Here is a 23,033-nt window from a genome sequence, read left to right as displayed (position 1 = left end):
GTTCCAAGGATTGATCGCGCTTGGCGTCACCGAGGCGGACCTGTCAGGCGATGCGGTCGATCAGGGCGTCGATCTCAGCCCTCTGTGCTCATATATGGGGGACAAGGGCCGCAGAATGCCCCGCAATGGGCCATAGAAGCCCACTGAGAGCCCTCACGCTCGTCCTATATAAGTGCGACTAGCTCAGCCAGAGACGCCTTCAGCGGCCCCCTGAATGATCCGGTAAACCGACGACCGGCCAATCCCAAGGCGCTTGGCGATCTCCGACTTAGCGACGCCTTGCTCACTCAGCGCCAGCACCCGGTCAGCCTGCTCACGGGCCGTAGGCTTGCGCCCTTTGTACTTCCCATCCGCCTTGGCCTTGGCGATACCGACGCGCTGGCGTTCTAACAGCAAGTCCCGCTCGAACTGTGCGAATGCCCCCAGCATGTTCAACATTAGCGAGCCGTGCGGCGTCGTGGTGTCGATGTCGGTTCCCAGAATGCGCAGACCGACACCCCTCTCCTTCAGGTACTCGACGGTGTTGCTGAGGTCGGTGACCGAACGGGCGATGCGGTCCAGCTTGGTAGCGACCAGGACATCTCCCTCACGCACATAATCGAGAGCCCGCTTGAACTGATCCCGGTCGGCTGAGACAGCAGACACCTGCTCAGCGAATATCTTCTCGCATCCCGCTTCCTTCAGCTTGGTCTGCTGGTGCTCAAAGCTGGCCTCTTGATCGACCGTTGATGTCCGCGCGTATCCGACAAGTTGACCCATGTCCGTCTCCAAGTGTCCCAATAGGTTCTTAAACGTTAGAGTCTGGTGCGTCCCAAAAGTCAATACCATTTATTTGGGACACCTCACGGGAGGCTATGGGATGTCCCGTTAGATACTACTTGTCTGGGAGACTACGAAGTGTGCGATCATACCAGCGTGACTCATCTTCGGGGGCTGATAGATGGATTGGGACTGGGTTTCTTCAATAATAGGTTTTTTGGGCGGCGCATCAGCTATTGGAGCAGCGTTTACATTTAGCGCTAAAAGTCTTGTCAACTACCACGCCGACAAGAGACTTAAGGAATGGCAGAATGAATTAGATCACTCACTTGAGAGGGCACGCGCCTCCCTAAGGAGGGAGGAATTTCTATACAATATGCAAGTCGAAGCAGCTAAGGAATTCTTAAGAATTTATAACGAAATCGATAGCTTTCGGACTCACCCTAGCATTGATTACTCGGAAATGATATTCGAGTTTTCATTTCATCTTGGAACCTTAGAAAATAAACTCATACCATTTATGAATAAATATGAATCAATTATTCCTGATTCTATCGGCACTAAAATATGGGATTTAATACACCAATCTAACGAAGTATCCCTACACCTGCCTGAAATCGATAGGAGAATTCATTCTCTACTCTCCTCACAACACGAAAACGCCGTTGGAGGCGTATGGAGTGAGCTGAGAAGAATCAGATCAGATTTGAAAAACTTGGTCTGGACCGACCCAGGAAATAAACAATCCAGCTAGCGCCCTCCTCTAATTATCCAGACGGAGTGACGCTGCCCCCAAGGGGGAGAAACCCTATTCGCGACCATGTAAATGGCCTGACAGAATTTCTGGGAAAATATGTGTCCCCACAGGTCAGTTAGCCCAATCTGCGGTCGTATGCCAAGATGCTTGCTTGGGGCTGGGACGCTCGGTAGCAAGGTGCCCAGACCACGGGGGGAATCTGAGACACATGTTCGAGAACGCCTTCAACAGTATCGACAAGGCTCTGCGGGCCGAGGAAGGCACCGCGTCTGAGCTGGATTATGTCGAGCAGACATCCTGGGTTCTCTTTCTGAAGTATCTCGACGACCTTGAGACTGACCGCGAGGACCGTGCGGCGCTGGAGGGACGGGACTACACGCCGATCTTCGACAATGAGCATCGCTGGTCCACCTGGGCGGCCCCCAAGACGGCAGACGGCAAGTTTGATCATAACGCCGCGTTGACCGGCACGGACCTCATCGAGTTCGTGAATACCGATCTCTTCCCCTATCTGAGCGGATTCAGGGAATCCGCCACAGGCCCTGACACCATCGAATACAAGGTGGGTGAGGTCTTCACAGAGATCGTCAACAAGTTCCGCTCCGGCTACATCCTGAGAGACGTTCTGGATATCGTGGACGGCCTTGAGTTCAATACCCAGGCCAGTAAGCACGAGCTGTCAGACCTCTATGAGGCCCGGATCAAGCGCATGGGCAATGCGGGTCGCAATGGCGGCGAGTATTACACGCCTCGTTCCCTCATCCGCGCCATGATCCAGGTCCTGGAGCCTCAGATCGGCGAGACGATCTATGATGGAGCCGTCGGCTCTGCGGGCTTCCTGTGTGAAGCGTTCGAGTTCCTGCGTCCTATGACCGATAGCGCGGAAGACTGGGACATCCTGCAGCGCCGCACCTTCTATGGTCAGGAGAAGAAGTCCCTCGCCTACATCATCGGCATCATGAACATGGTGCTGCACGGGATCGAAGCGCCGAACATCATCCACACCAACACGCTCAATGAGAACGTGATGGATATTCAAGAGAAGGACCGTTTTGACATCATCCTTGCGAACCCGCCCTTTGGCGGTAGCGAACGCAAGGAGGTCCAGCAGAACTTCCCCATCAAGTCTGGAGAGACGGCCTATCTCTTTCTGCAGCACTTCATCCGGAAGCTGAAGACCGGCGGGCGTGCAGCGGTCGTCATCAAGAACACTGTCTTGTCGAATGCGGATAACGCCTCGGTCGCCGTTCGTAAGGAGTTGCTGGAGGTCTGTAATCTCCACACCATCCTTGATTGCCCCCAAAAGACCTTCCAGGGCGCTGGGGTGAAGACGGTCGTGCTCTTCTTTGAGAAGGGCAAGCCGACCCAGGACATCTGGTATTACCAGCTCGATCCCGGTCGCGCCCTGGGCAAGACCAATCCGCTCAATGACGAAGACCTCAGGGAGTTCATCGACCTTCAGGCGAACTTCACCACAGGTGAGAAAAGCTGGACGGTCGCTACATCAGACCTTGACCTCGCCACCTTTGATCTGTCGGTCAAGAATCCGAATGCGCCCGAGAATGCTCCTTTGCGGTCCCCGGAAGAGATCATTGATGAGATGCTGGCCCGCGATGCCGAGACCGCGCGAATTCTGGAAGATATTCGGGGGATGCTGTGAAGGCGGGTTGGGAGACAGTCGCGCTGGGAGAAGTGTGCGAAAAGATACAGGACGGAGCGCATCACTCGCCTAAGAAAACGGTTTCTGTTCGCGAGCCGGGCACGTTTCCATATGTTACCTCGAAGAACATCCGAAACTGGTATCTGGACGAGCACAACGTTACTTACGTCGGCCACGAATTCCATGACACTATCTACCCTCGTTGTAATGTCGAGTTCGGTGATGTCCTATTGACCAAGGACGGTGCCAACACAGGACAAGTCACGATTAACACCTTTCGTGAGCCGATCAGCCTCCTTTCTAGCGTCTGCCTAATCAAACCGGACCGAAGCAAACTCGATCCCCGCTTTCTTGTTTATTACATCCAGAGCGACGCAGGCTTCGAAAACATCACGGGCCAGATGACCGGGGCCGCCATCAAGCGGATCATTCTCAAGAACATTAAGTCCTCCGAAATCCCCCTCCCGCCTCTTGAAGAACAACAGCGGATTGTCGCGATACTGGACGAGGCTTTCGAGGGTCTGGACCGCGCCAAGGCAAACGCCGAGGCGAACCTTGCGTGTGCGCGGGAGTTGTTCAGCCGACAATCAGCGGCGGTTTTCCAACAGCTGGAAAACGAAAATGAGGTCTCTAGGGTCGCTGTCGAGGAGCTTGCGCTCGCTGAGAAAGGCTCCATCCGTACCGGCCCGTTCGGGAGCCAACTACGTCATTCGGAGTTCGTAGACGATGGGATCGCTGTGTTGGGCATCGACAACGCAGTATCGAACCGCTTCGAGTGGCGAAAGCGCCGGTACATTACCGAGGACAAATATCGAGAACTTCAGCGGTACACAGTTCGGCCTGGTGATGTGATTATAACCATCATGGGCACCTGTGGACGTTGTGCTGTTATCCCGGATGACATCCCAACGGCAATCAACACCAAGCACTTGTGCTGCATTTCGCTGGAGAAGGACAAGTGCATGCCGAAGTTCCTACACCGATACTTCCTGCACAGCCCCACCGCCCGTACATATCTAGGACGGGAGGCGTCTGGCTCGGTAATGGATGGTCTTAACATGGGCATCATTAAACGGTTGCCAGTTCACCTGCCGAAGCTTGATCGCCAGGCTGAAGTAGTCGGCATGATAGATGAGCTTGAAGCTGCGGTAACGAACGCGGCGGATAGGTACGAAAGGAGCTTGGCTGCTCTTCTAGAACTACGCCAATCCATCCTCGCCAAGGCCTTCGCGGGCGAGCTGACATGAGCTAGCGTACCCTGATGGCCATCCACTTGGAAACTGAAGCCGACACGCGTGCTGAACGCATCTCCCCTGCTTTGAAGGCTGCGGGTTGGGGTGTCGTAATTGGATCCAAGGTTCGCCGGGAGGTGATCTGCCCAGGGCGTATCCAGATCGGCGGCAAGCGGGCCAATCCGCTCACCTGCGATTACGTCCTGTTCTACAAAGGCCAGAAGCTCGCCACACTGGAAGCAAAAAAGGCGTCGGTCAGCCATCGGGAGGGCGTGGGGCAAGCCAAGGAGTATGCCCAGCGCCTAGAGACACGCTTCGCCTATGCGTCCAACGGTCTTGAGTGGCGCGAGATCGACATGGTCAGTGGGTCTGAGAGGGACTTCACGTCTTCATTCCCGACGCCCCAGGAACTGTGGGACCGCACGTTCGGCACAGCCAATGAGTGGCGAGACCGGTTTGGTGAGGTGCGGTTTGAAACCGATGGCGGCAAGTGGGAGCCGCGCTACTATCAACACAACGCCATCAACGCCGCGCTAGAAGCTGTCGCCAAAGGCCAAGAGCGTATCTTGCTGACCTTGGCGACTGGGACAGGCAAGACCTCGATCGCCTTCCAGATCGCCTGGAAGCTCTTCGGCGCGAAATGGAACATCACAGGCGAGCCTACGCGGCGCCCTCGCATTCTGTTTCTGGCCGACCGCAACATCCTTGCAGATCAGGCTTTTAATTCCTTCTCAGCTTTCCAGAGTGACGCGATTGCTCGCATTGAACCGGACTCGATCCGCAAGCGTGGCGGTGTACCAAGGAATGCCAGCGTCTTCTTCACCATCTTCCAGACCTTCATGGCCGGTAATGGAGAGCCGAACTTCCAGGGCTATGAGCCGGACTTCTTTGACTTCATCATCATCGATGAGTGCCACAGGGGCGGTGCCAAGGATGAGAGCGAGTGGCGGCGCATCCTTGAGTATTTTGAGCCTGCTACCCAGCTGGGCCTGACCGCGACACCCAAGCGCAAGCACAATGCGGACACCTACAGTTACTTCGGTGAACCGGTTTACACCTACGCCCTCAAGGACGGCATCGAGGATGGCTTCCTGACCCCCTTCAAAGTGCGTCAGATGGCTTCGACCATCGATGAGTACGTCTTCACCGGCGATGATGAGGTGCTGCAGGGGGATGTCGAGATTGGCGATGTCTTCACTGAAGGGGACTTCAACACCCGCGTCGTGATCGCTGAGCGTGAGATGGCCCGCATTCGGGAGTTCATGGATCAGATCAATCCGCGTCAGAAGAGCATCGTGTTCTGCGCCACCCAGGACCATGCGGCGCTGGTGAGAGACCTGATCAATGAGATCAAACCCTTCCCTGACGTGAACTACTGCTGCCGGGTGACTGCCGATGACGGCAAGCTGGGCGAACAGCATCTGAGGGACTTCCAGGACAACGAGAAGACCATCCCGACGATTCTCACGACATCACAGAAGCTCTCGACCGGGGTTGATGCCCGGAACGTCCGGAACATCGTTCTGATGCGTCCTGTGAAGTCCATGATCGAGTTCAAACAGATCGTGGGGCGCGGCACTCGTGTCTATGATGGGAAGGACTTCTTCACGATCTACGACTTCGTGAAGGCCTATGAGCATTTCCAGGACCCTGAGTGGGATGGTGAGCCTTTAGAGCCTGTCGCGCCTACACCACGGCCTGAGAGCCCCCCAGCGCCTCTCGGAGATGCAGACGATACGGGCGAGGAAGAGGGTGATGATAAGGAGCCGACCGAGAAGGTCGTAATCAAGCTGCCTGACGGTAAGGTCCGTAAAATTCAGTTCATCGCCTCCACGAGCTACTGGTTCCAGGGACGCCCTGTCAGTGCCCAGGAGTTTATGGAGATGCTCTTCGGTGATCTGGCGAGCCTTGTGGAGAGCGAGGACGAGCTGCGTGAGAAGTGGAGCAATCCGGAAACCCGCGCTCACTTCATGACCGTCCTTGAAGAGAAAGGCTATGACCGCGACAAGCTCCACGACATGAAGCGTCTGGTGGATGCAGCGGATAGCGACATCTTCGACGTGCTTGCCTATGTACGCTTCTCTTTGGAGCCCAAGACCCGCCATGAGCGTGCAGACGCCGCTCGCAACGTCGGGCTTGAGGAGCACGCAGGAGCGATGCGGGACTTCCTGGACGCCGTCCTGAGCGCCTATGAACGCGAAGGGTCCCAGGAATTAGGCATTGAGCGCCTGAGTCCATTCCTGCAGATCAAGTTCGGCACCCTCGGTGAAGCCAAGGCCGCGCTGGGTGGAGACCTGAAGCTTATCCGTGATGCCTTCATCGGCGTCCAGCGCCACATATATTCGCGATAAACGAGACCGCCCTACCCGTTCACCTCCCAGGGCGTTGTGACACACAATACGTCAACTGGAGCAGCGCCTTGTATTGACTTCTCGCGCCACTCCAAGCGAGTGTACCGGCGCGGTACGACGTTTTACCGGTACAAATTCCTGAGCTTATTGCTAAGTATATAAAGGAATTAGAGAGTATGGCGGATACTCCCTTCGTCTCCGCCAGCCTTCTTTCTGAATTCATGCGAATGGCGCGCATAGCGCGACGCTGTACAGACCGTGTCGTACAGGCGCCCCTGATCGCCTTCAGGATCCAATCCTCCATCTTGTCAGACATGCTGATTAAATCAGCATGTCAAAGGCCGTTGGATCGCCCTTGGCGGCTCATGTCTCCGGCGACAGCAGCGGGCGCAAATCCTCTTCCAGAGCCTCCCCCAGCCGTCTCGCAAACGGCCTGGACAGATGATGCCGGTCCCAGGTGAAGGGCTCGCCCTCGGCAAAGAGCGGGCAATCATCGCCGTCGCACAACGCATCCCGCTTGCTGACATAGACAACGCCGTAAGACGCCGCCAACTGCGTGTTCTGATCTTCGTAAAGAAACCGGCTTCGGATTTGACTGCCTAAAGACTCCACGCTTTCCACGCCATCTCCCTCCCTCAAAAGGTCGGGAAAGTCAGCATTCAGGTGGATATAATTGCCGAACCAGAGGATCGGGACATCTGTGTTCGCAGTGAGAAACTGCAAGTAGGGCTCCAGATCATCCGGACCGTACCAGTCTCCCAGATAGGTGATCACGACCATATCCACATCTTGCAGAGAAGCCTGATCAAAACGCTCGCGATTCATTGCTTCACAGTCGGGCAATTGGGGATGGGTGGCGCTGACCAGTGCTCGAATATCAGGAGAAGGCGGGCACCCTGGAAGAGTTGATTGCATCAGGTGCGTCTGAGGAAAAATAACATCCAGAACATTCAGGGCGTCCACCGTATGGCTGTCGCCAACGATCAGAATGTTGCGCCGCCCATTCTGCGGGTCGTCACAAACCTCCCACCCCAGGCGAAGACAACGCTGATGCACTCTATCGAAGCGCGCGTTTCGACCGGATTCAATCTGGGCTTGAGTGTAGGCGAAATGCGAACCGCCCGGCAGCTTCACCCGTCCATCCAGGATGAAAATCGTACCATTGATGATGAGTAAGAGCCCCACCAACAGGCTGGCTAGCGCCATGAAACGGGGCAGGCTGACCTGTTGCGTATTCCTGAAGGGTTTTTCAATCCAGACATAACTGAGACCGGAAAGCACGACTGAGCCGGCAATGAGCCCGAGGGTCAAGCTCAGACTCAGTTCACCAAATTGAACGCGCGCCAGCGCGAACATGGGAAAGTGCCAAAGATACAGCGAGTATGACACGAGCCCGATCCAGACCATCGGTCGCAAGCTCAACAGCGTTGTGACCAGACCACCGGGCTGGGTGAACCAGATCAGCAATGCGACGCCCAGCACAGGCGCCAGCGTCAGGTAAGAGGGATGTGGCAAACCGTGATGGAAAACCAGGATCGGCCCGCAAACCAGACACACTCCCAAAACCGGCATGACGGATTGTAATACTGGTGGCGATTTGCGCCCATACCGCACTTCGAGGCAGGCCAGGATTGCGCCAGCCATTAATTCCCAAGCGCGCATGGGCAGCAGATAAAAGTTCGCCTCCGGCGTATGCTGGCTGCTTATTTGAGCCAATATCAAGGATGACAGGAAGACCAATACGAGTGTGGGCAAGAGTACGCTGTGGCGTATCTTAAGCACCAGCAGAACCAACACCGGAAAAAAGATATAAAACTGCTCTTCAACCGATAGCGTCCAAGTGTGCAGCAACGGCTTTAGCCGTGAGGGTTCAGCAGTGTAGGCGTCTTGGAGCCAGAACCAGATATTGGATGAGAAGAGCAAGCTCGTGACCGCGGAGCCGGCATACTCTTTCAACGCGCTCGCATGCAACATAGGCACAGCCGCCAGCGTGGCGGCGAGCAACACCACGATCAGAGCTGGCAACAAACGACGCGCCCGCCTCTCATAAAAGCGCAGGAAACTGAACCCGGTCCCTGCCGCTTCCTTGAGAATGATCGACGTGATCAGATAGCCGGAGATGACGAAGAAGACGTCTACGCCAAGAAACCCGCCACGAAAGAGCTGCCGGTCGCCGATGAACAGCTCGGCGTGATAAAAGACGACCGAAAGCACCGCGATTGTCCGCAGCCCGTCTATCTCCGGACGATACTTCAACATGAACGGCGCTCGCGGGGGTTTTCGGGGTTAACCATCATACTAACATGATTGGAGCCGCGTCAGATATGACGCGGCTCCTTTCTCATGACGTTAAAACGAACCTTATGTCTTTAGCGCAGACTGCGCGCCACCCCGTCAATCACTTCGGAAAGCGCCGTGATCCGGTGCGCAGCAGCGCTGCCTTCAGACGCATCGGGCAAGTTCCGGCCCAGATCGCGCAATTCTCGCGCTAATTGACGGTCACGCGCCTCCGACTCGACAGCCTCTGCAGCACGTCCCAACGCATCATACAGGCTCGCCGCCTGGTCTTGCGGCAACGCCTCGTCACGCATCAGCTGGTCCAGATAAGCGAGGCCCACGACCGGATGGTCGGGCCAGCTGACCGGCAATTGCTGCTGCGGATTAAAGGTCTGCCCCTGATCGGCCAGAGCCGCGGCGGCGATCTCGTTTTCGCTCAGATAGTCGCTGGGAACCATCTCAAAGACATCCAGACCGCGCACGATCTCGGTGCCGTAAATGCGGCCATCATACCAATAGCTTGACCAGTATCCGCCCAGCACCATCACATCCGGGTCGATCGGACCGCGGTCGAAATACGCAATCTCGAACGCATTGGCGGGGTCGGTGAAGTCGAGCACGGAGATGCCGCCCTGGTACCAGGACTGCACGAACACATCGCGGCCGGGAACCGGAACGATAGAGCCGTTATGGGCGACGCAGTTCTCTTCTTCGGACTGGGCTGAAGAGATCTTGTAATAGCCTTCAAACTCAAGCTGGCCGTCATTGATCGCGTAGATCGCATTCGCGCCCCAATCGCTGGGGTCTTGCGCCCGGCAACGCGGCCGGCCGCCGCCGCCCCATTCATCGGTGAACAAGATTGTGTCGCCGTCATTGCTGAAGGTGGCCGAATGCCAATAGGCGAAGCCCTGGTCGACCACGGCGTCAATGCGCTCAGGCGCGCGCGGATCGCTGATATCAAGCAAGATGCCATTACCCGAACACGCGCCTGCGGCGAGGTTCAGCGACGGGAACACCGTGATGTCATGGCACTGGTCCGTGCGACGCGTGGACTGGGTGCCCTCGCCATGATCTCCGCCGCTCCACAGTCCGGCGATGCGGCCGGTTTCGTCGTCGGCGAAAACGCGCGGGCTGTCGACAATGCGAGACGCGGCTGGGTTGGCGACCGGGATCTCGATCACATCAATGCTGAACAGTGCGGTTTCCTCATCGCCCGGAAAACCCGCCACGCAGCCCGCCATCTCTTCTTCATCACGGATCGAGCTGGTGCCTGAGTTGTAGACGACGATCATGTCCTCATCGCTTGAGACGACCGAATGCGTGTGAGAGCCGCGGCAGGTCTGCACCTGACCCACCTGGCGCGGGGCGACAGGGTTGCTGATGTCAAAGATCCGCAAGCCCCGGAAACGCTCCTCGCTGACCTCTTCGCTCACGCCCTGACGACCGCAATCCACACGGGCGCGATTATCCTGCACGGAGACCAGAAGCAGATCGCCGACAATGGAGACATCGCCCTGCCCGCCCGGACAGACGACCGAGCTCATCAGAACGGGCGCGTTGTCTCCGAGACGATAGAGATTGAAACCATGATAATTGCCGACCGCCAGCAGGTCGCCGGCGAAGGCCATGTCGGTGTTCGAAAAGCTCAGGAAGGGCGCACGTCGGCCGAAGCGGCGCTCCACCTCTTCATCACTGTCCTCAGGCGTGATTTCGGGGGGCAGGCCCGCCGGGTTCTCCGTATCGAAAAAGCCGGTGGGCTTGGGCAGGCTGGCGATGAGTTCAAGATTGGAGATCGCCTCGCCTGCATCGCGGAAGCCCGCCGACAAGCCATTGCGCGGGTCTTCAGACAGCGCGGCGAGCACGGCGCTCATCCGGCGGATCTCTGAGTTCTGTTCACTTCTGACATCATTGACGAAATCAAACAGAACCGGATCGTAAGCCGAGCCTCGCTCGTCCAGCAGGGCGTCCACCATCACCACGGCGCCATCATGGTGGGCGATCATCAACTCCAGGAACAGAGCGTCAAATTCCGTCCCGTTCGCCTGGGCCAGAGCGTCCATCTGCTCAGGCGTCGCCATGCCCGCCATCATGGAATGATCTTCATGGCCGCCGCCATGATCCATGTTGTGGTGCATCGCATGCGGGTCATTGGCGGGATCGGGCGCGTCCTGGCCGCGCTCTTCAAGCCAGCCTTGCATGAAGGCGATCTCATCGGCCTGGCTGGCGTTGATACGCCCGGCGATGGCGACGATGTCATTCGTGCTGGTGCGCTCCGCGACCAGATCCGCCATCTGCACAGCCTGATAATGGTGGATGATCATGTCGCGCATGAACTGCACATCGGCGTCGGAGAAGCGGTTGGCCGCGATTTGCACCGCTTCTTCCGCACTGATCTGGCGCACGTCTTCGCCCGGCGCTCCGGGCTGGACGATGGGCGCGTCTTGCGCATGCGCGCCCGCCTGCGAGGCGAGCCCCGCCGCTAGAGCGATCATGGCGGACTGAAGGCGCAATCGTGTGTTGAAAGTCATGGCGTTTCTCCCCGGTTTTGTTGCCGCATAGAGTAGTGGTCCGCCCCGGTTCGGCAAGGGATTCCGGTATGTTCAGACCTATTGCCGGTCGGCGCTCAACGAGTTTGCCCGCACGCGCTCCCGCGGAAAGGTGAGCAACTTGCAGCTTCAGCGCGATGCGTTAGCTTCATCCTTCAAAGCCGTGGGAGCGAGCCAATGCCAAAATCTGACCCCGAGATCGCGCCGGGCGCGTTCAAGCTCTATGACGCCTACGCCCATGGCGCGATGTCACGTCGGGATTTTCTGGACGGGCTGAAAGCTTACGCCATTGGCGGACTGACAGTCAGCGTCCTCGCCGCCGCCTTGATGCCGGATTACGCCAACGCCCAGCAAACAGACGCCGGCGATCCACGCTTGACCGAAGAGGATATGCTTTACGCCTCGCCGAACGGCGCGGGCGAGATGAGCGGTTATCTGGTACGTCCCGCCAGCGCCGAAACGCCGCGCGGCGGGGTTCTGGTGATCCATGAAAACCGCGGCCTGAACCCGCATATCCGCGATGTGGCGCGGCGCGCCGCATTGGCGGGATATGTCGCCTTCGCTCCGGACGCCTTGCATCCGCTGGGCGGGTATCCGGGCGCCGATGATGAAGGCCGCACCCTTCAACGCCAGCGCGACGGGCGTGAAATGCTTCAGGACTTCATCGCGGCCGCGCATGTCCTGCGCGATCATCCCGCCTGCACGGGCCAGGTGGCCGCCGTCGGCTTTTGCTATGGCGGCGCAGTCGCCAACCAGCTGGCCGTGCGCCTGGACTGGCTGGCGGGATCCGTACCGTTTTACGGCGGATGGCCGGAGCCTGAAAACGCCGAAGCCGTCAACGTTCCGCTGCAAATCCATCTCGCCGCGCTCGATGACCGGGTCAACGCCGGCTGGCCGGTCTGGCGCGACGCCCTGGATGCGGCTGGCGCCCCCTATGAGGTCTTCATGTATGAGGGCGCCCAGCATGGGTTTCACAATGACACCACTGCGCGGTTCGACCCGCAGCAGGCCGAACTCGCCTGGTCACGCACGCTGGCCTTTTTTGAGCAGGTCCTGAACGCCTAGACTTGTCCGGCTCACACCCATCGAGGTGTTCGATCCTCGCCGCGCTGCGGGCGGCCTTAGGCCTTGCGAACCCTCTGGGGTTCGGGGTAGAGGCGCCCGCCCCTTAGAGCGCCTGCTTTGATGCGATAATGCGATCCGCCAGCGCATCGAGCGACGGCGCGTCCAGACGCTCTGTTTCAAGCGTCAGGGCGCTCGGGGTCAGGCGTTTGCGGCGGGCCCGGTCATAAGCCGGGTCGTAGTGCGCGGACATAAGCTCCGCTGCGAGGGTTTCAGGCTGACCTATCAGCGCCAGCTCGCGCCAATGGGCGATCTGATCACGTGGGTGGAAAGGGCTGATGAGCTCCAGCGCCGCACAGGCCTGTTCCGGATCTTGGACAATATCCGCATAAGCGGTCGCCAGAAATCGTGCACGCTCGGCCAGTGGCGCCGTAATCTCAATGCGCGAGGCGACCTTCATCTGCGTCCATAAAGGTGACGGCAGACGGACAGACCCGATGCGCGCGGATTCCGCTTCCACAAACACAGGGCGGCTGGAGTCTACGCCTTCCAACGCACACCAGAGCGCTGTCTCAAACGCTTTCTGGCTGGGCTGGGGCGCGTTCGCGAAGCCGCCGAACGCCGATCCGCGATGCCGGGCGAGACCTTCCAGATCCACCATCTGCTCGCCTTTCTGGCGCAGCACCTCCAGCAAGGCCGTTTTCGCGGTGCCGGTCTGACCATCGATCAAGATCAGCTCAAGTTCTGGCGACGCCGCTTCGATCCCGGCCATCACGACGCGCCGCCAGGTCTGATAACCGCCCTCAAGCACCGCGACCGGCCAGCCGACCGCAGACAGGATTGTCGCCATGGAGTTGGACCGCATGCCGCCACGCCAGCAATAGACAAGCGGGCGAAAGCGTTTGGGCTTGTCAGACAGCGCGGTCTCCAGATGCTTCGCCGCATTGCGCGCCACCAGCGCCGCGCCGGCGCGCCGGGCCTCAAATGCGGACACCTGAACATAGGTCGTGCCGATTTCGGCGCGCTCCGCGTCGTCCAGCACGGGCATGTTCACCGCGCCTGGCAAATGATCCTCGGCGTATTCGCCGGGCGAACGCACATCGATGATCAGGTCAAAGCGCTGCAATGCGGCGGCGCTGACATCCTTGAGGGTCTCGTATCGCAACATGCGCGCCTTATAGTTCCGTTCTGATCAAGAATCGAACACAGCCGGATGCGACCATGACCGAGACCCCCTCCTCCGCCACTCCGCCGTCTCTGACAAGCCTGGCTCGCGGGGGCGGCTGCGGCTGCAAGCTCGATCCCGCCTTCCTGGACCGCATCCTGGCGGATAGCCCGCCCTTGCCGCTGAACCCTGCGCTGCTGCTGGACGCCGCCACCCGCGACGACGCCGCCGTCTACAAGATCAATGACGAGATGGCGCTGGTCGCGACAACGGATTTCTTCGCGCCGGTGGTCGATGATCCATATGACTTTGGACGCATCGCGGCGACGAACGCCTTGTCAGACGTCTACGCCATGGGCGCCAAGCCGATCTTCTGCCTGGCGGTGCTGGGCATGCCGATCAATGTGCTGCCGCCTGAAACCATTCGGCACATTCTCGATGGCGGCCGCTCGGTCGCGGACAGCGTCGGCGCGCCGGTGGCGGGCGGTCATTCCATTGACGCCGCCGAACCGTTTTATGGCCTCGTGGCATTGGGCCTGGCGCATCCTGACCACATCCTGACAAACGCCGGCGCCAAACCCGGCGATGTGCTGATCTTGGGCAAGCCCTTGGGCGTGGGCGTGTTCAGCGCCGCGCAAAAACGCGGGCTTCTCACACCGGACGATTATGACGCCATGATCGCGACCACCACGCGGCTCAATACGCCCGGCGCCGATCTGGCGGGATTGACCGGCGTTCATGCGGTGACGGACGTGACCGGCTTTGGCCTGCTGGGCCATTTGTCGGAAATGTGCCGCGGCTCGAACCTCGCCGCCCGCATCGACCGCACCGCCCTGCCCGTTTTTGATGGCGCGCGGCGTCTGCTGGACCAGGGCGTGCGGACCGGCGCCTCGGGACGCAACTGGGCGGCGGTTGAACGCTATGTCACCCAGACGCCAGACTGGTCAGACTCAGATCGCGACATGTTGTGCGATCCCCAGACCAGCGGCGGTCTACTGGTCGCCTGCGCTCCGGACGCGGCGGTGGATGTGCTCGCGGTTTTCGAGCGCCATGGCCATAGCGCCGCCGTACAGATCGGACAGCTGGAGGCCGGCGAGCCCATGATCAGTTTTTCCGCCTGATCGGGTTTTCATCGGGCTGCGACCTAGCGTCTCTGAACTGAGAGGATAATCGCATGACCGAGAAAGCTGATGACCGCGGCTCCGCTGTTCCCAAAGGACGCCTGAGCCGGCTGGGACGCTTCGGGCGTCTCGCCGCCGGCACGGCGGGGGAAGCTCTGGGCAACACCGTCCAGGCGCTGGCGAAAGGTGAAACGCTGGATGCCTCACGGCTGATCCTCACCCCGTCGAACGCCAAACGCATGGCCGACGAGCTGGCGCATTTGCGCGGCGCGGCGATGAAGATGGGCCAGATGCTCTCGATGGATTCCGGCGATCTGCTGCCGCCGGAACTGAGCGATGTGCTGGCGCGGCTGCGTGACAGCGCACGCCCGATGCCGCCGCACCAGCTCAAGCGCGTGCTGACCCAGAATTGGGGGCCCAACTGGCTCAGCCGGTTTGAACGCTTCGAGCCGCGCCCCATGGCCGCCGCCTCCATCGGACAGGTTCATCGCGCGAAGACCAAGGATGGCCGCGATCTGGCGATCAAGGTGCAGTATCCCGGCATCAGAGACAGCATCGACAGCGATGTGGACAATCTGGCGAGCCTGATCGCCCTGTCCGGACTCGCCCCCAAAGGCCTGGACCTCAAGCCAATCCTTCAAGAGGTCAAGCGCCAGCTGAAAGACGAAGCCGATTACGCCCGCGAGGGTGAAAAAATGGCGCTTTTTCGTGACTGGCTCGCTGGCTCAGACAGCTTTGCAACGCCGGAGCTGGCGGCTGATCTGACCACCGCCAATGTGCTGGCGATGTCCTATCTGCCGGGAGATCCCATCGAAACGCTGACAGACGCCCTGCCCAGCGAGCGCAACCGGGTGATGGCTGAGCTGGCGAACCTGACCTTGCGAGAAGTCTTTGAGTTCGGCGCCATCCAGAGCGATCCCAATTTCGCCAATTATCGCTATCAACCCGACACCGGCCGGGTGGGATTGCTGGATTTCGGCGCCGTGCAGGACATCCCCGACACGATCCAGAGCGCCGGACAGCGCTTATTGCACGCGGGCCTGTCGGATGATGCGGCGGGCCGCGAACAGGCGCTGACGGAGCTGGGCTATCTGTCAGACGACACGCCGCCGGATCAGCGCGCTCTGGTGCTTGAGCTGACCGATCTGGCGCTGTCGCCGCTCTTCAACGCTGAGCCGTATGACTTTGACGCGTCGGCGCTGGTCGAACCGCTGCGAGAGGGCGGGTTCAGACTGCGGGCGATGGGCTATGCCCGGACGCCTGAGCCTATGGCGGTCTTCATCCAGCGCAAGGTCGCGGGGCTGTATCTGCTCGGCGCCAAGCTCGACGCTCGCCTGGACATAAGAGCGCTATTGGAACGTCATATCTAACATAACCTTAAATGTTCGACATGCGGGCGGTACGTTAGCTTTCCTAAAAAATTCAACCTTTTGGGGAAGCATTCATGTCTGTATTGTCGTCCGCCGCTTGCGTTATCGCCCTTGGCGCATCCTTAGGGTCAGGCTCTGCTCTTGCGCAGACCGAGCCGACGTTCTCTTCGGCATTCCGAAGCGCTATCGGCCTTATGCTCACCCATGAGTATGAAGAAGCACGTCCGATCGCCGAGCAGGCTTTGACTCTGGCCTCCGATCCGGCCGAGCACTATCGCGCGCGCCATATTCTGACCGATATCAGCGCGCGTCTGGGTGACTGGCAGGCAACGGCGTCCTATTCAGGCGAAGCTTACGCCATCATCATGGATGACCCGGCCTTACAAGGCGCGCTCGTGCTCAACGCCGCGCACATGGCGGCTGAGGAAGCCCGCGCCGCCACCATGCTCAATAACTTGGATCGTGCGGCGGACGCCAATGCACGCATGATCGCGCTTCACCCCCAGGCCGGTGAAGGATGGCGCGCCATAGCGCCCGACGGCGCGGTACATGACGGGGGCCTGTCCTGCCCGCTCTTGTCTGAGGGATTATTGCGCTTTGACCTTTTAGGTGCAGACGACGCCCTGCCCGGCTGCGTCTACTGGAACCTGGACGATGTGGGGTTGCGCGTGCTCGACGGCGATGGCTTTGAGGCCGAGCTGACCCGTTTGCAAGCGGCGAGTGAAACGACCCGCGAGCTTGAGCCGCCTGAAACACTCCAAGCCCTGGGGGAGCAAGTGCGTCTGTTTGATCTAGGCGCCCCGACGCCGGTCAGCGAACCGCGCCATGCGCTGGTGCTCTCGCTCCACAACGCGCAGCGCACTCTGACGCTGGAATTCCCAGCGACAACGACACATGCCGCGTTAGCGGCGGTGTCCGAACGGTTTGCAGATCTGCCTTGATCTCTAGAAATCACACGCTGCTCAAACAAACGGCGTCAGGCCGAAGCCTGACGCCGTTCCGGCCAGTGAGGGGGGTGGCCGTCGGATCAGTTGATCCGTGTCTAGTTCAGGCTGGTGCGCAAGCTGACGCCCCAGATGCGCGGCTCGTTGACGAAGCCGGTATTGTTGTTGAAGTCGATGCCGCCCGAGAGGTTTTCCTCATCGGTGATGTTGCGCACGAACAGCGCCGCTTCCCAGTCCCGGCCATTGGCGTTCCCGGCATAGCCCAGTCGCAGACCACCCTCGAAATTGCCGTCTGAATAGAACTCTTCTGATTCATAGATGAAGAGATTGGTGCGGCCCTGCCAGAACCAGTCGGTGTAGACAAACCAGTCCCCGCCCCATTGAGACGGAATGTCATAGCGCGCGGTCAGGCTGAGAATATAGTCGGGCGCCTGCGGGAACGGATTGCCGTCCACTTCCACAAAACCGTCGCCATCGGCGTCGGGATCGGTGGGCGTGCACTGGCCCGAGCCGCAAGGTCCGACTTCGAGATCTGAATCCTGAAGCTCGGTTTCATTCCAGCTGAACCCGGCGGTGAGCAGCAGGTTTTCACCCACCAGGAATTCTGAATCCACCTCAAAGCCATAGCCGACGCCTTGATCGGCGTTCACGAGCTGAACCAGGTTGCCGACGCCGCCGACGGCGGAGAGCTGCAGATCGGACACTTCGTAATAGAAGGCGGTGGCGTTCACGCGCGCCCGACCGTCAGAGAACTCGGACTTGAAACCCGCTTCGTACGACGTCGAGGTTTCGCTCTGGGCCGTAGAGGGCGGTGAGAAAAAGGCGACGTCGCGCGCCTGGATGGTCGGGCCTCGGAAACCGCGCGCCACACGACCAAAGAAGGCGAAATCGTCGTTGAGGTCATAAAACGCTGACAGATCCCAGCTCACTTCCTCATCCGACACGCTGACCGGATCAACCGGGAAAGCCGCCAGCGGAACGCTGAGATCTTTCTCATCGCTCGTATAACGCAGGCCCGCAGACAGGCGCAGGTCATCGGTCAGCTGATGGCTGAGCTGGCCGAACACCGCCCAGAGCTGGTTTTCGTGGCGCACGGTGGTGGTCGGCGGAAAACCGATCGGCGAAGATGTGGTCACTTCAAATTCGGAGTCGAAATAATACGCGCCGACCTGCCAGCTGGTCGCGCTGTCCGTATCTGACGCCAGACGGAATTCCTGGGTGATCTGCTTGAGATCGTCCAGCGCGTCCTGGGTTTCAGACGGGAACGGAATGACGCCCGGTCCGCTGAGATTGCCGCCGTCGATATCGCCGAGGCTGAACCCGTCTGCATATTCATAGCCGGTGATCGAGGTCAGCGTCAGGCCGTCGAAATAGCCATTCATCGTCAGGCTGGCGCCCAGACCTTCATAGGCTTGGGGATTGTTCGCCGGTGAATCGAAGAACACCGTGTCGCGATCAAAATTCTCGTTGAGATCGTTCGAGCCCGTGGTCAGGATATTGGCGCGGAACACCGCAGAGGTGCCTTCGTAATCGCGCGCATGCACGTTCAGAAGCGCGTCAAACCGATCAGTCGGCGTGTACAGAAGCTGCACGCGCGCCGCCTGCTCGTCAAAACCGCCAAGCGCATCGCGTACGCCTGAGAACCCGTTATCGATCCAGTCGTCGCGGTGCTGGCGCAGCACGGAGACGCGCGCGGACAAAACGTCCTCAATTAACGCCCCGCCAATAGCGCCTTCCGCATTGGTCGTGCCGAGTGAGCCGGCGCTGACGCTGACATATCCGTCGAATTCCTGGCTTGGGCGCACGGAGTCAAAACGCACCAGACCCGCCGTGGTGTTGCGGCCAAACAGCGTGCCTTGCGGGCCGCGAGCGACTTCCACCTGAGCGATATCAAACAGCGGGAAGCTTTTGAGAATGACGTTTTCCTGCACCACGCCATCCATCAAAATGGAGACAGGCTGGGATGCGGCGAGATCGAAATCAGTGTTGCCCAGACCGCGAATGTAAAAACGCGGCGCGACGCGGCCATTGGAGCTTTCGGCGTACAGGCTCGGCGCACGCGATGCGAGCTGAAGGATGTCGCCGCCCGCCTCCATGATGGCGTCCAGAGTGGGTTTCGGCGCTGTGGTCACGGACGCGGCCACGTCCTGAACATTTTCTTCACGCCGCGTCGCGGTGACGATTATCATATCCAGACGCTCGGGCGCGGCTTCCGCCTGATTGGCCAGAGCGGCGGGCTGAGTACTGGCCATAAGGGCGAGCACGCTCGCGGAACAGGCGGCGAGACGGGACAGGCGGGTCTTGAACTGGGGCACGAGTTCGACTCCGAAAGCGCGCCGCATACTGACGACGCATGGGGTGGAGATCCATCGCCCTCTCAGCAGACCTGAAGGGCGGGCTCGTCCCGAGCGTGTTACGGAAATTTGTCAGTATGGAAAGAAAAATATGACGCTGAACGCCTGCGAGACGCCGGGAGTGTGCACTTGCAGCAACAGTTTTCTATTGATCCGTATACCGCATTTCCTGCTGAGCTTCGGGAGAGCTCTGGATCACTCATCCAGATGCAGATCCAGCAATACGCGGTAGCGCCTGATATTGGCCACGTAATGCACTGGCTCTCGTCCTCGGGCGTAACCCCGCGGAAGCGTTTGATAATATTCAGGGTCCGATAATAGCGGCAGCACTTTACGGATATCGCCCCAACGGTTTTTCTCCAGCGACTGGCGCTCGGCGAGCCGGCGTGCGTCGTAGAGATGACCCATGCCGACATTGTAGGCGGAGAGCGCCAGAAACAATCGGTCCCGACCCTGCACCTCTTCAGGCAACCGCTCCATGAGGTTCGCGAGATAACGTGCGCCGCCCGCGATCGATTGGGCGGGATCGGTACGATCTTCCACGCCCAGCTCGTTTGCGGTGGGCAGGGTCAGCATCATGATCCCCCTCACCCCGGTGGCGCTCACGGCGTCGGGATCCCAATGGGATTCTTGATACGCCTGCGCAGCGAGCCAGCGCCAGTCGATGCCGCTCGCCTCAGCCGCCGCTTCGAAATGCGGACGCAAGGCTGGCAAGCGCTCATCTATGCGGCGGATGAAGCGCGCGGTGTCCACATAATCAAACTGACGGGTCACCCCGAACCAGCGCTGATCCAGACGTTCCAGAAAGTCGCCTTCATGGCGCGCTTCGGACCAGCGATTCAGGGGCTGCAACACAGCCGAGTCCAGAGGCAGGACGAAAGCCAGGGAGCGTTCTTCGCTCAGAATTAGCGGCGTCAGCAATTCAGGAAACCGCAGCCGGGCATGAGCGACAATTGTGGAATCCGAAACTGTGCAATCCACCTGCTCGGCCTGCACCATTTCCAGCAAAGGCAAGGCGGAGGCGGCGTTCACCGTCCGCCATTCGATGTCGGGATGATCCACTTTCAGCGCTTGCAGGGTCTCGAGATAACTTGAGCCTTCAAGAACCGCGATCTCGACATCCGCCATGTCCTCGATCGTGCGCACCCGGGGGCCACCGCGGCGGCATACCAGCTGCTCGGTGACGGTTTTATAGGCGGGGCCGAAGGTGCTGGTCTCCCGGCGCGCTTCGGTGATCGTCACACCGCCTGCCGCCAGATGGCCATGGCCCGCCGCGATATTGACCAGCAACTGGCCCAAATCGCGTTGGGGCTCGAAGCGCACGCTGACGCCCAGATCCTGGGCGAAGTTCTGAACAAGAGCCGCTTCATAGCCGTCAGGCTCGCCATTTTCGTCAAGATGATAAGTGGTCGGACTTTCCAGCGTGAGAACGATCAGCTCGCCCCGCTCGCGGATCTCATCCAGCGTTTCCAGACCAGGCGGATCAACACGCCCACAAGAAACCGCGCCGGCAAGCGCCAGCGCCGCGACGCACGCTCTGCGTACGGATATGTTGCACAACCCCATGGCGATCAAGATAGGCGCTCAGAGCCTGCAAACCAAATCCCGGGACGATTACGAGCTCTCAATTTTGTTGAGGGACCAGTCGTAGGAATATGATTTAATTTGGGTATCTCCATCGATGCGTTGCGCCAGATCCGGCTCGGCATATCTCAGCACATGGGCGATGACGCCCGCGTCCGAACCGCCGAAATCTTCGTTGAACCAGTCATAGATTCGCGACACGACGAGCCCGTCTTCCGTGACCGTGACACCGCGGGGATGGTTGATGTAGGCGCGGGCGCCCGCTTCAAGGTCCGCCTCCAGCGTGTCGCCGCGCCAGGCGCGCGCCATCAGATTGGGGCAGCCGATAGAGGCGCAATTGACGGCGTAATGGACCAATGGCGCCTCAAATTCGACGCGCATGATCCCATGCTCGATATCGTCCAGCGACAGCGCGCGGCCCTCCACCTCCACCCGGTTCACGCCCCAGGGACCGATGGACCAGGGGCGCGGCCGGATCTGGCGAATGGAGTTTGTAGGCGCTTCATCCACGATCAGCCGCACGGTGACGGCGTTATAAAGATTGGCCCAGAAAGCGAAGCGCTCATCATCCGTCAACGCGCTGACCTGCGTCGCCTCAAGGCGTTCGATATAGGCGGTCAAAGCCGCGCGATCGTTCGAGTTGGCGCGCAAGCCCGCATAATCAAACCGGTTCACCCCGTCATCGCTTTCGGCGACATAGGCGCCAAGCACCTGATCCCAGGGCGTGTGCAGATCGGTCTGAGCCTGGGCGAGCGTCAGACCGGCCAGGCTCGCGAGACAGGCGATTGTGGTGATGAATGCTTTCATTCCACCCTCCGTGCGGCTGATCAGCAGACTAGTCCCACAATTGCCGAAAACCAGTCACGCCCCGGTGAGAATCGGGCAAGCTCAACCGCTTGTGACCGCCTGTGAATGAAAGCCCGCCATGACTGAGCCTGAACGCACCCGATATGAGTTTGAAGACGGGGTGATGGCGGCCTGGCGCTGGCCCAATCCCGGCGCACCGATCTTGGTGTTCGCACACGCCAACGGCTTTAACGGCGGCGTCTATCGCCAGCTCTTGCAGCCCCTCTCTGACCGGTTCGAGATCATTGCGCCCGACCTGCGCGGTCATGGCCGCACCAGTCTGCCCGCTGATCCGACCACCCATACAAGCTGGGACATTTACGCCAACGATCTTCTGGCGCTTTACGACCGGCTGAATCGCCGCCCGGCCTTGCTGGCGGGGCATTCCATGGGCGCGTCGAGCACCTTGCTCGCCGCTGCGCGACTGCCGGACGCGCCGCCGCTGGCGCTTGTCGAACCTGTAGTGTTGCCATCGTCGTTCTATCTGATGGCGCGCTCGCCGATCTGGCGCTTCATGAAGGGATCTACGATCAGGCTCGGCGCAACGGCGCGCAAACGTTCGAACGGCTGGCCGGATCGCGATGCGGTCATCAGCCGGTATCAATCGCGCCCCACCTTCGCCCGCTGGTCGGACGGCGTGCTGGAAGACTACCTAGAAGACGGTCTTGTAGAGCTTGAAGACGGCGTCAAACTGTCCTGCGACCCGAACTGGGAAGCCGCCAATTTCGAAGGCCAGGGGCACGATCTGTTGAAAGCCGCGCGGCGACTGGGCGACAGCGTCCAGGTTCTCAAGGCCCAAAAAGGCTCAACCGTCATCAACACTGCTGGCCTCGCCGCACGCGGAGTGCGGATCGAGACCGTGGAAGGCGGGCATCTGATCCCGATGGAAGCCCCCGACCGCGTCGCGAGCTGGCTTGGCCAAGTCGCCGACGCAATCGGGCTTTGACGCCCAAACGAAAAAGGCCGGGCGTTGCGCCCGGCCTTTTCACTCTCGTCACACAGATT

The 23,033-nt window shown here is 59.7% G+C and carries 16 protein-coding genes; 9 read left to right on the top strand and 7 right to left on the bottom strand.

What is annotated here, in order from left to right; genetic code table 11:
- Positions 1 to 183: 183 nt before the first annotated feature.
- Positions 184 to 759, bottom strand: a complete 576-nt coding sequence (locus tag ACQ66J_RS13665; RefSeq protein ID WP_430432064.1) for a recombinase family protein — start codon at positions 757 to 759, stop codon at positions 184 to 186.
- A gap of 181 nt (positions 760 to 940) precedes the next feature.
- Between ACQ66J_RS13665 and ACQ66J_RS13660 the strand changes: the two genes are divergently transcribed.
- From ACQ66J_RS13660 to hsdR, 4 genes are all read left to right on the top strand, one after another.
- Positions 941 to 1,513, top strand: a complete 573-nt coding sequence (locus ACQ66J_RS13660; protein WP_430432063.1) for a hypothetical protein — start codon at positions 941 to 943, stop codon at positions 1,511 to 1,513.
- Positions 1,514 to 1,724: 211 nt separating this feature from the next.
- Positions 1,725 to 3,176, top strand: a complete 1,452-nt coding sequence (locus tag ACQ66J_RS13655; RefSeq protein ID WP_430432062.1) for an N-6 DNA methylase — start codon at positions 1,725 to 1,727, stop codon at positions 3,174 to 3,176.
- Entirely contained in the window at positions 3,173 to 4,423 is a 1,251-nt protein-coding gene (locus ACQ66J_RS13650; RefSeq protein ID WP_430432061.1) for a restriction endonuclease subunit S, read from the top strand. The genes ACQ66J_RS13655 and ACQ66J_RS13650 overlap by 4 nt, the downstream gene beginning before the upstream one ends.
- 14 nt (positions 4,424 to 4,437) lie before the next feature.
- Positions 4,438 to 6,759 (top strand): EcoAI/FtnUII family type I restriction enzme subunit R, encoded by a 2,322-nt coding sequence (gene hsdR, locus ACQ66J_RS13645; RefSeq protein ID WP_430432060.1) that lies wholly within the window; start codon positions 4,438 to 4,440, stop codon positions 6,757 to 6,759.
- A gap of 363 nt (positions 6,760 to 7,122) precedes the next feature.
- On the opposite strand, the gene ACQ66J_RS13640 is transcribed toward hsdR, so the two are convergent.
- Both ACQ66J_RS13640 and ACQ66J_RS13635 read right to left on the bottom strand, forming a co-directional pair.
- Entirely contained in the window at positions 7,123 to 9,018 is a 1,896-nt protein-coding gene (locus ACQ66J_RS13640) for an acyltransferase family protein (protein WP_430432059.1), read from the bottom strand.
- Positions 9,019 to 9,128: 110 nt separating this feature from the next.
- Entirely contained in the window at positions 9,129 to 11,564 is a 2,436-nt protein-coding gene (locus ACQ66J_RS13635; RefSeq protein ID WP_430432058.1) for a DUF305 domain-containing protein, read from the bottom strand.
- A gap of 195 nt (positions 11,565 to 11,759) precedes the next feature.
- On the opposite strand from ACQ66J_RS13635, the gene ACQ66J_RS13630 reads away from it, so the two are divergent.
- Positions 11,760 to 12,647, top strand: coding sequence for a dienelactone hydrolase family protein (locus ACQ66J_RS13630; RefSeq protein ID WP_430432057.1), 888 nt, complete (start codon positions 11,760 to 11,762; stop codon positions 12,645 to 12,647).
- Between the two features lie 103 nt (positions 12,648 to 12,750).
- On the opposite strand, the gene mnmH is transcribed toward ACQ66J_RS13630, so the two are convergent.
- On the bottom strand, positions 12,751 to 13,812 hold the full coding sequence (gene mnmH, locus ACQ66J_RS13625) for a tRNA 2-selenouridine(34) synthase MnmH (RefSeq protein ID WP_430432056.1): 1,062 nt from the start codon (positions 13,810 to 13,812) through the stop codon (positions 12,751 to 12,753).
- Positions 13,813 to 13,865: 53 nt separating this feature from the next.
- On the opposite strand from mnmH, the gene selD reads away from it, so the two are divergent.
- The 3 genes from selD (at position 13,866) to ACQ66J_RS13610 (ending at position 17,241) form a co-directional block, all read left to right on the top strand.
- Positions 13,866 to 14,930: a selenide, water dikinase SelD gene (selD, locus tag ACQ66J_RS13620; protein WP_430432055.1), complete on the top strand. Its 1,065-nt coding sequence runs from the start codon at positions 13,866 to 13,868 to the stop codon at positions 14,928 to 14,930.
- 53 nt (positions 14,931 to 14,983) lie between these two features.
- Positions 14,984 to 16,300: an ABC1 kinase family protein gene (locus ACQ66J_RS13615; protein WP_430432054.1), complete on the top strand. Its 1,317-nt coding sequence runs from the start codon at positions 14,984 to 14,986 to the stop codon at positions 16,298 to 16,300.
- Between the two features lie 74 nt (positions 16,301 to 16,374).
- Complete coding sequence (locus ACQ66J_RS13610) at positions 16,375 to 17,241, top strand: hypothetical protein (RefSeq protein WP_430432053.1); 867 nt, start codon at positions 16,375 to 16,377, stop codon at positions 17,239 to 17,241.
- Between the two features lie 101 nt (positions 17,242 to 17,342).
- On the opposite strand, the gene ACQ66J_RS13605 is transcribed toward ACQ66J_RS13610, so the two are convergent.
- The 3 genes from ACQ66J_RS13605 to ACQ66J_RS13595 all read right to left on the bottom strand — a co-directional run bounded on the left by ACQ66J_RS13605 (position 17,343) and on the right by ACQ66J_RS13595 (position 21,989).
- Positions 17,343 to 19,586, bottom strand: coding sequence for a TonB-dependent receptor (locus tag ACQ66J_RS13605; RefSeq protein WP_430432052.1), 2,244 nt, complete (start codon positions 19,584 to 19,586; stop codon positions 17,343 to 17,345).
- Between the two features lie 207 nt (positions 19,587 to 19,793).
- Positions 19,794 to 21,164 carry a membrane-bound lytic murein transglycosylase MltF gene (mltF, locus tag ACQ66J_RS13600; protein WP_430432257.1) on the bottom strand — a complete coding sequence of 457 codons (1,371 nt, stop codon included), beginning with the start codon at positions 21,162 to 21,164 and terminating at the stop codon, positions 19,794 to 19,796.
- A 48-nt stretch (positions 21,165 to 21,212) separates the two neighbouring features.
- Positions 21,213 to 21,989, bottom strand: a complete 777-nt coding sequence (locus ACQ66J_RS13595) for a DUF547 domain-containing protein (protein ID WP_430432051.1) — start codon at positions 21,987 to 21,989, stop codon at positions 21,213 to 21,215.
- A gap of 118 nt (positions 21,990 to 22,107) precedes the next feature.
- Between ACQ66J_RS13595 and ACQ66J_RS13590 the strand changes: the two genes are divergently transcribed.
- A complete protein-coding gene (locus ACQ66J_RS13590; RefSeq protein WP_430432050.1) occupies positions 22,108 to 22,974 on the top strand; it encodes an alpha/beta hydrolase in 867 nt (288 codons plus the stop codon).
- The last annotated feature ends 59 nt before the right edge of the window (positions 22,975 to 23,033 follow it).

Origin of the sequence: Oceanicaulis sp., from assembly GCF_965284345.1 — a bacterium.
Taxonomy (GTDB): Bacteria; Pseudomonadota; Alphaproteobacteria; order Caulobacterales; family Maricaulaceae; genus Oceanicaulis; species Oceanicaulis alexandrii_A.
This window is presented reverse-complemented; position numbering and strand designations above follow the sequence as displayed.

Coding starts and splice junctions, on each gene's coding strand:
- ACQ66J_RS13665 (WP_430432064.1), bottom strand. CDS start 759: ATGGGTCAACTTGTCGGATACGCGCGGACATCAACGGTCGATCAAGAG.
- ACQ66J_RS13660 (WP_430432063.1), top strand. CDS start 941: ATGGATTGGGACTGGGTTTCTTCAATAATAGGTTTTTTGGGCGGCGCA.
- ACQ66J_RS13655 (WP_430432062.1), top strand. CDS start 1,725: ATGTTCGAGAACGCCTTCAACAGTATCGACAAGGCTCTGCGGGCCGAG.
- hsdR (WP_430432060.1), top strand. CDS start 4,438: ATGGCCATCCACTTGGAAACTGAAGCCGACACGCGTGCTGAACGCATC.
- ACQ66J_RS13640 (WP_430432059.1), bottom strand. CDS start 9,018: ATGTTGAAGTATCGTCCGGAGATAGACGGGCTGCGGACAATCGCGGTG.
- ACQ66J_RS13635 (WP_430432058.1), bottom strand. CDS start 11,564: ATGACTTTCAACACACGATTGCGCCTTCAGTCCGCCATGATCGCTCTA.
- ACQ66J_RS13630 (WP_430432057.1), top strand. CDS start 11,760: ATGCCAAAATCTGACCCCGAGATCGCGCCGGGCGCGTTCAAGCTCTAT.
- mnmH (WP_430432056.1), bottom strand. CDS start 13,812: ATGTTGCGATACGAGACCCTCAAGGATGTCAGCGCCGCCGCATTGCAG.
- selD (WP_430432055.1), top strand. CDS start 13,866: ATGACCGAGACCCCCTCCTCCGCCACTCCGCCGTCTCTGACAAGCCTG.
- ACQ66J_RS13615 (WP_430432054.1), top strand. CDS start 14,984: ATGACCGAGAAAGCTGATGACCGCGGCTCCGCTGTTCCCAAAGGACGC.
- ACQ66J_RS13610 (WP_430432053.1), top strand. CDS start 16,375: ATGTCTGTATTGTCGTCCGCCGCTTGCGTTATCGCCCTTGGCGCATCC.
- ACQ66J_RS13605 (WP_430432052.1), bottom strand. CDS start 19,586: ATGCGGCGCGCTTTCGGAGTCGAACTCGTGCCCCAGTTCAAGACCCGC.
- mltF (WP_430432257.1), bottom strand. CDS start 21,164: ATGGGGTTGTGCAACATATCCGTACGCAGAGCGTGCGTCGCGGCGCTG.
- ACQ66J_RS13595 (WP_430432051.1), bottom strand. CDS start 21,989: ATGAAAGCATTCATCACCACAATCGCCTGTCTCGCGAGCCTGGCCGGT.
- ACQ66J_RS13590 (WP_430432050.1), top strand. CDS start 22,108: ATGACTGAGCCTGAACGCACCCGATATGAGTTTGAAGACGGGGTGATG.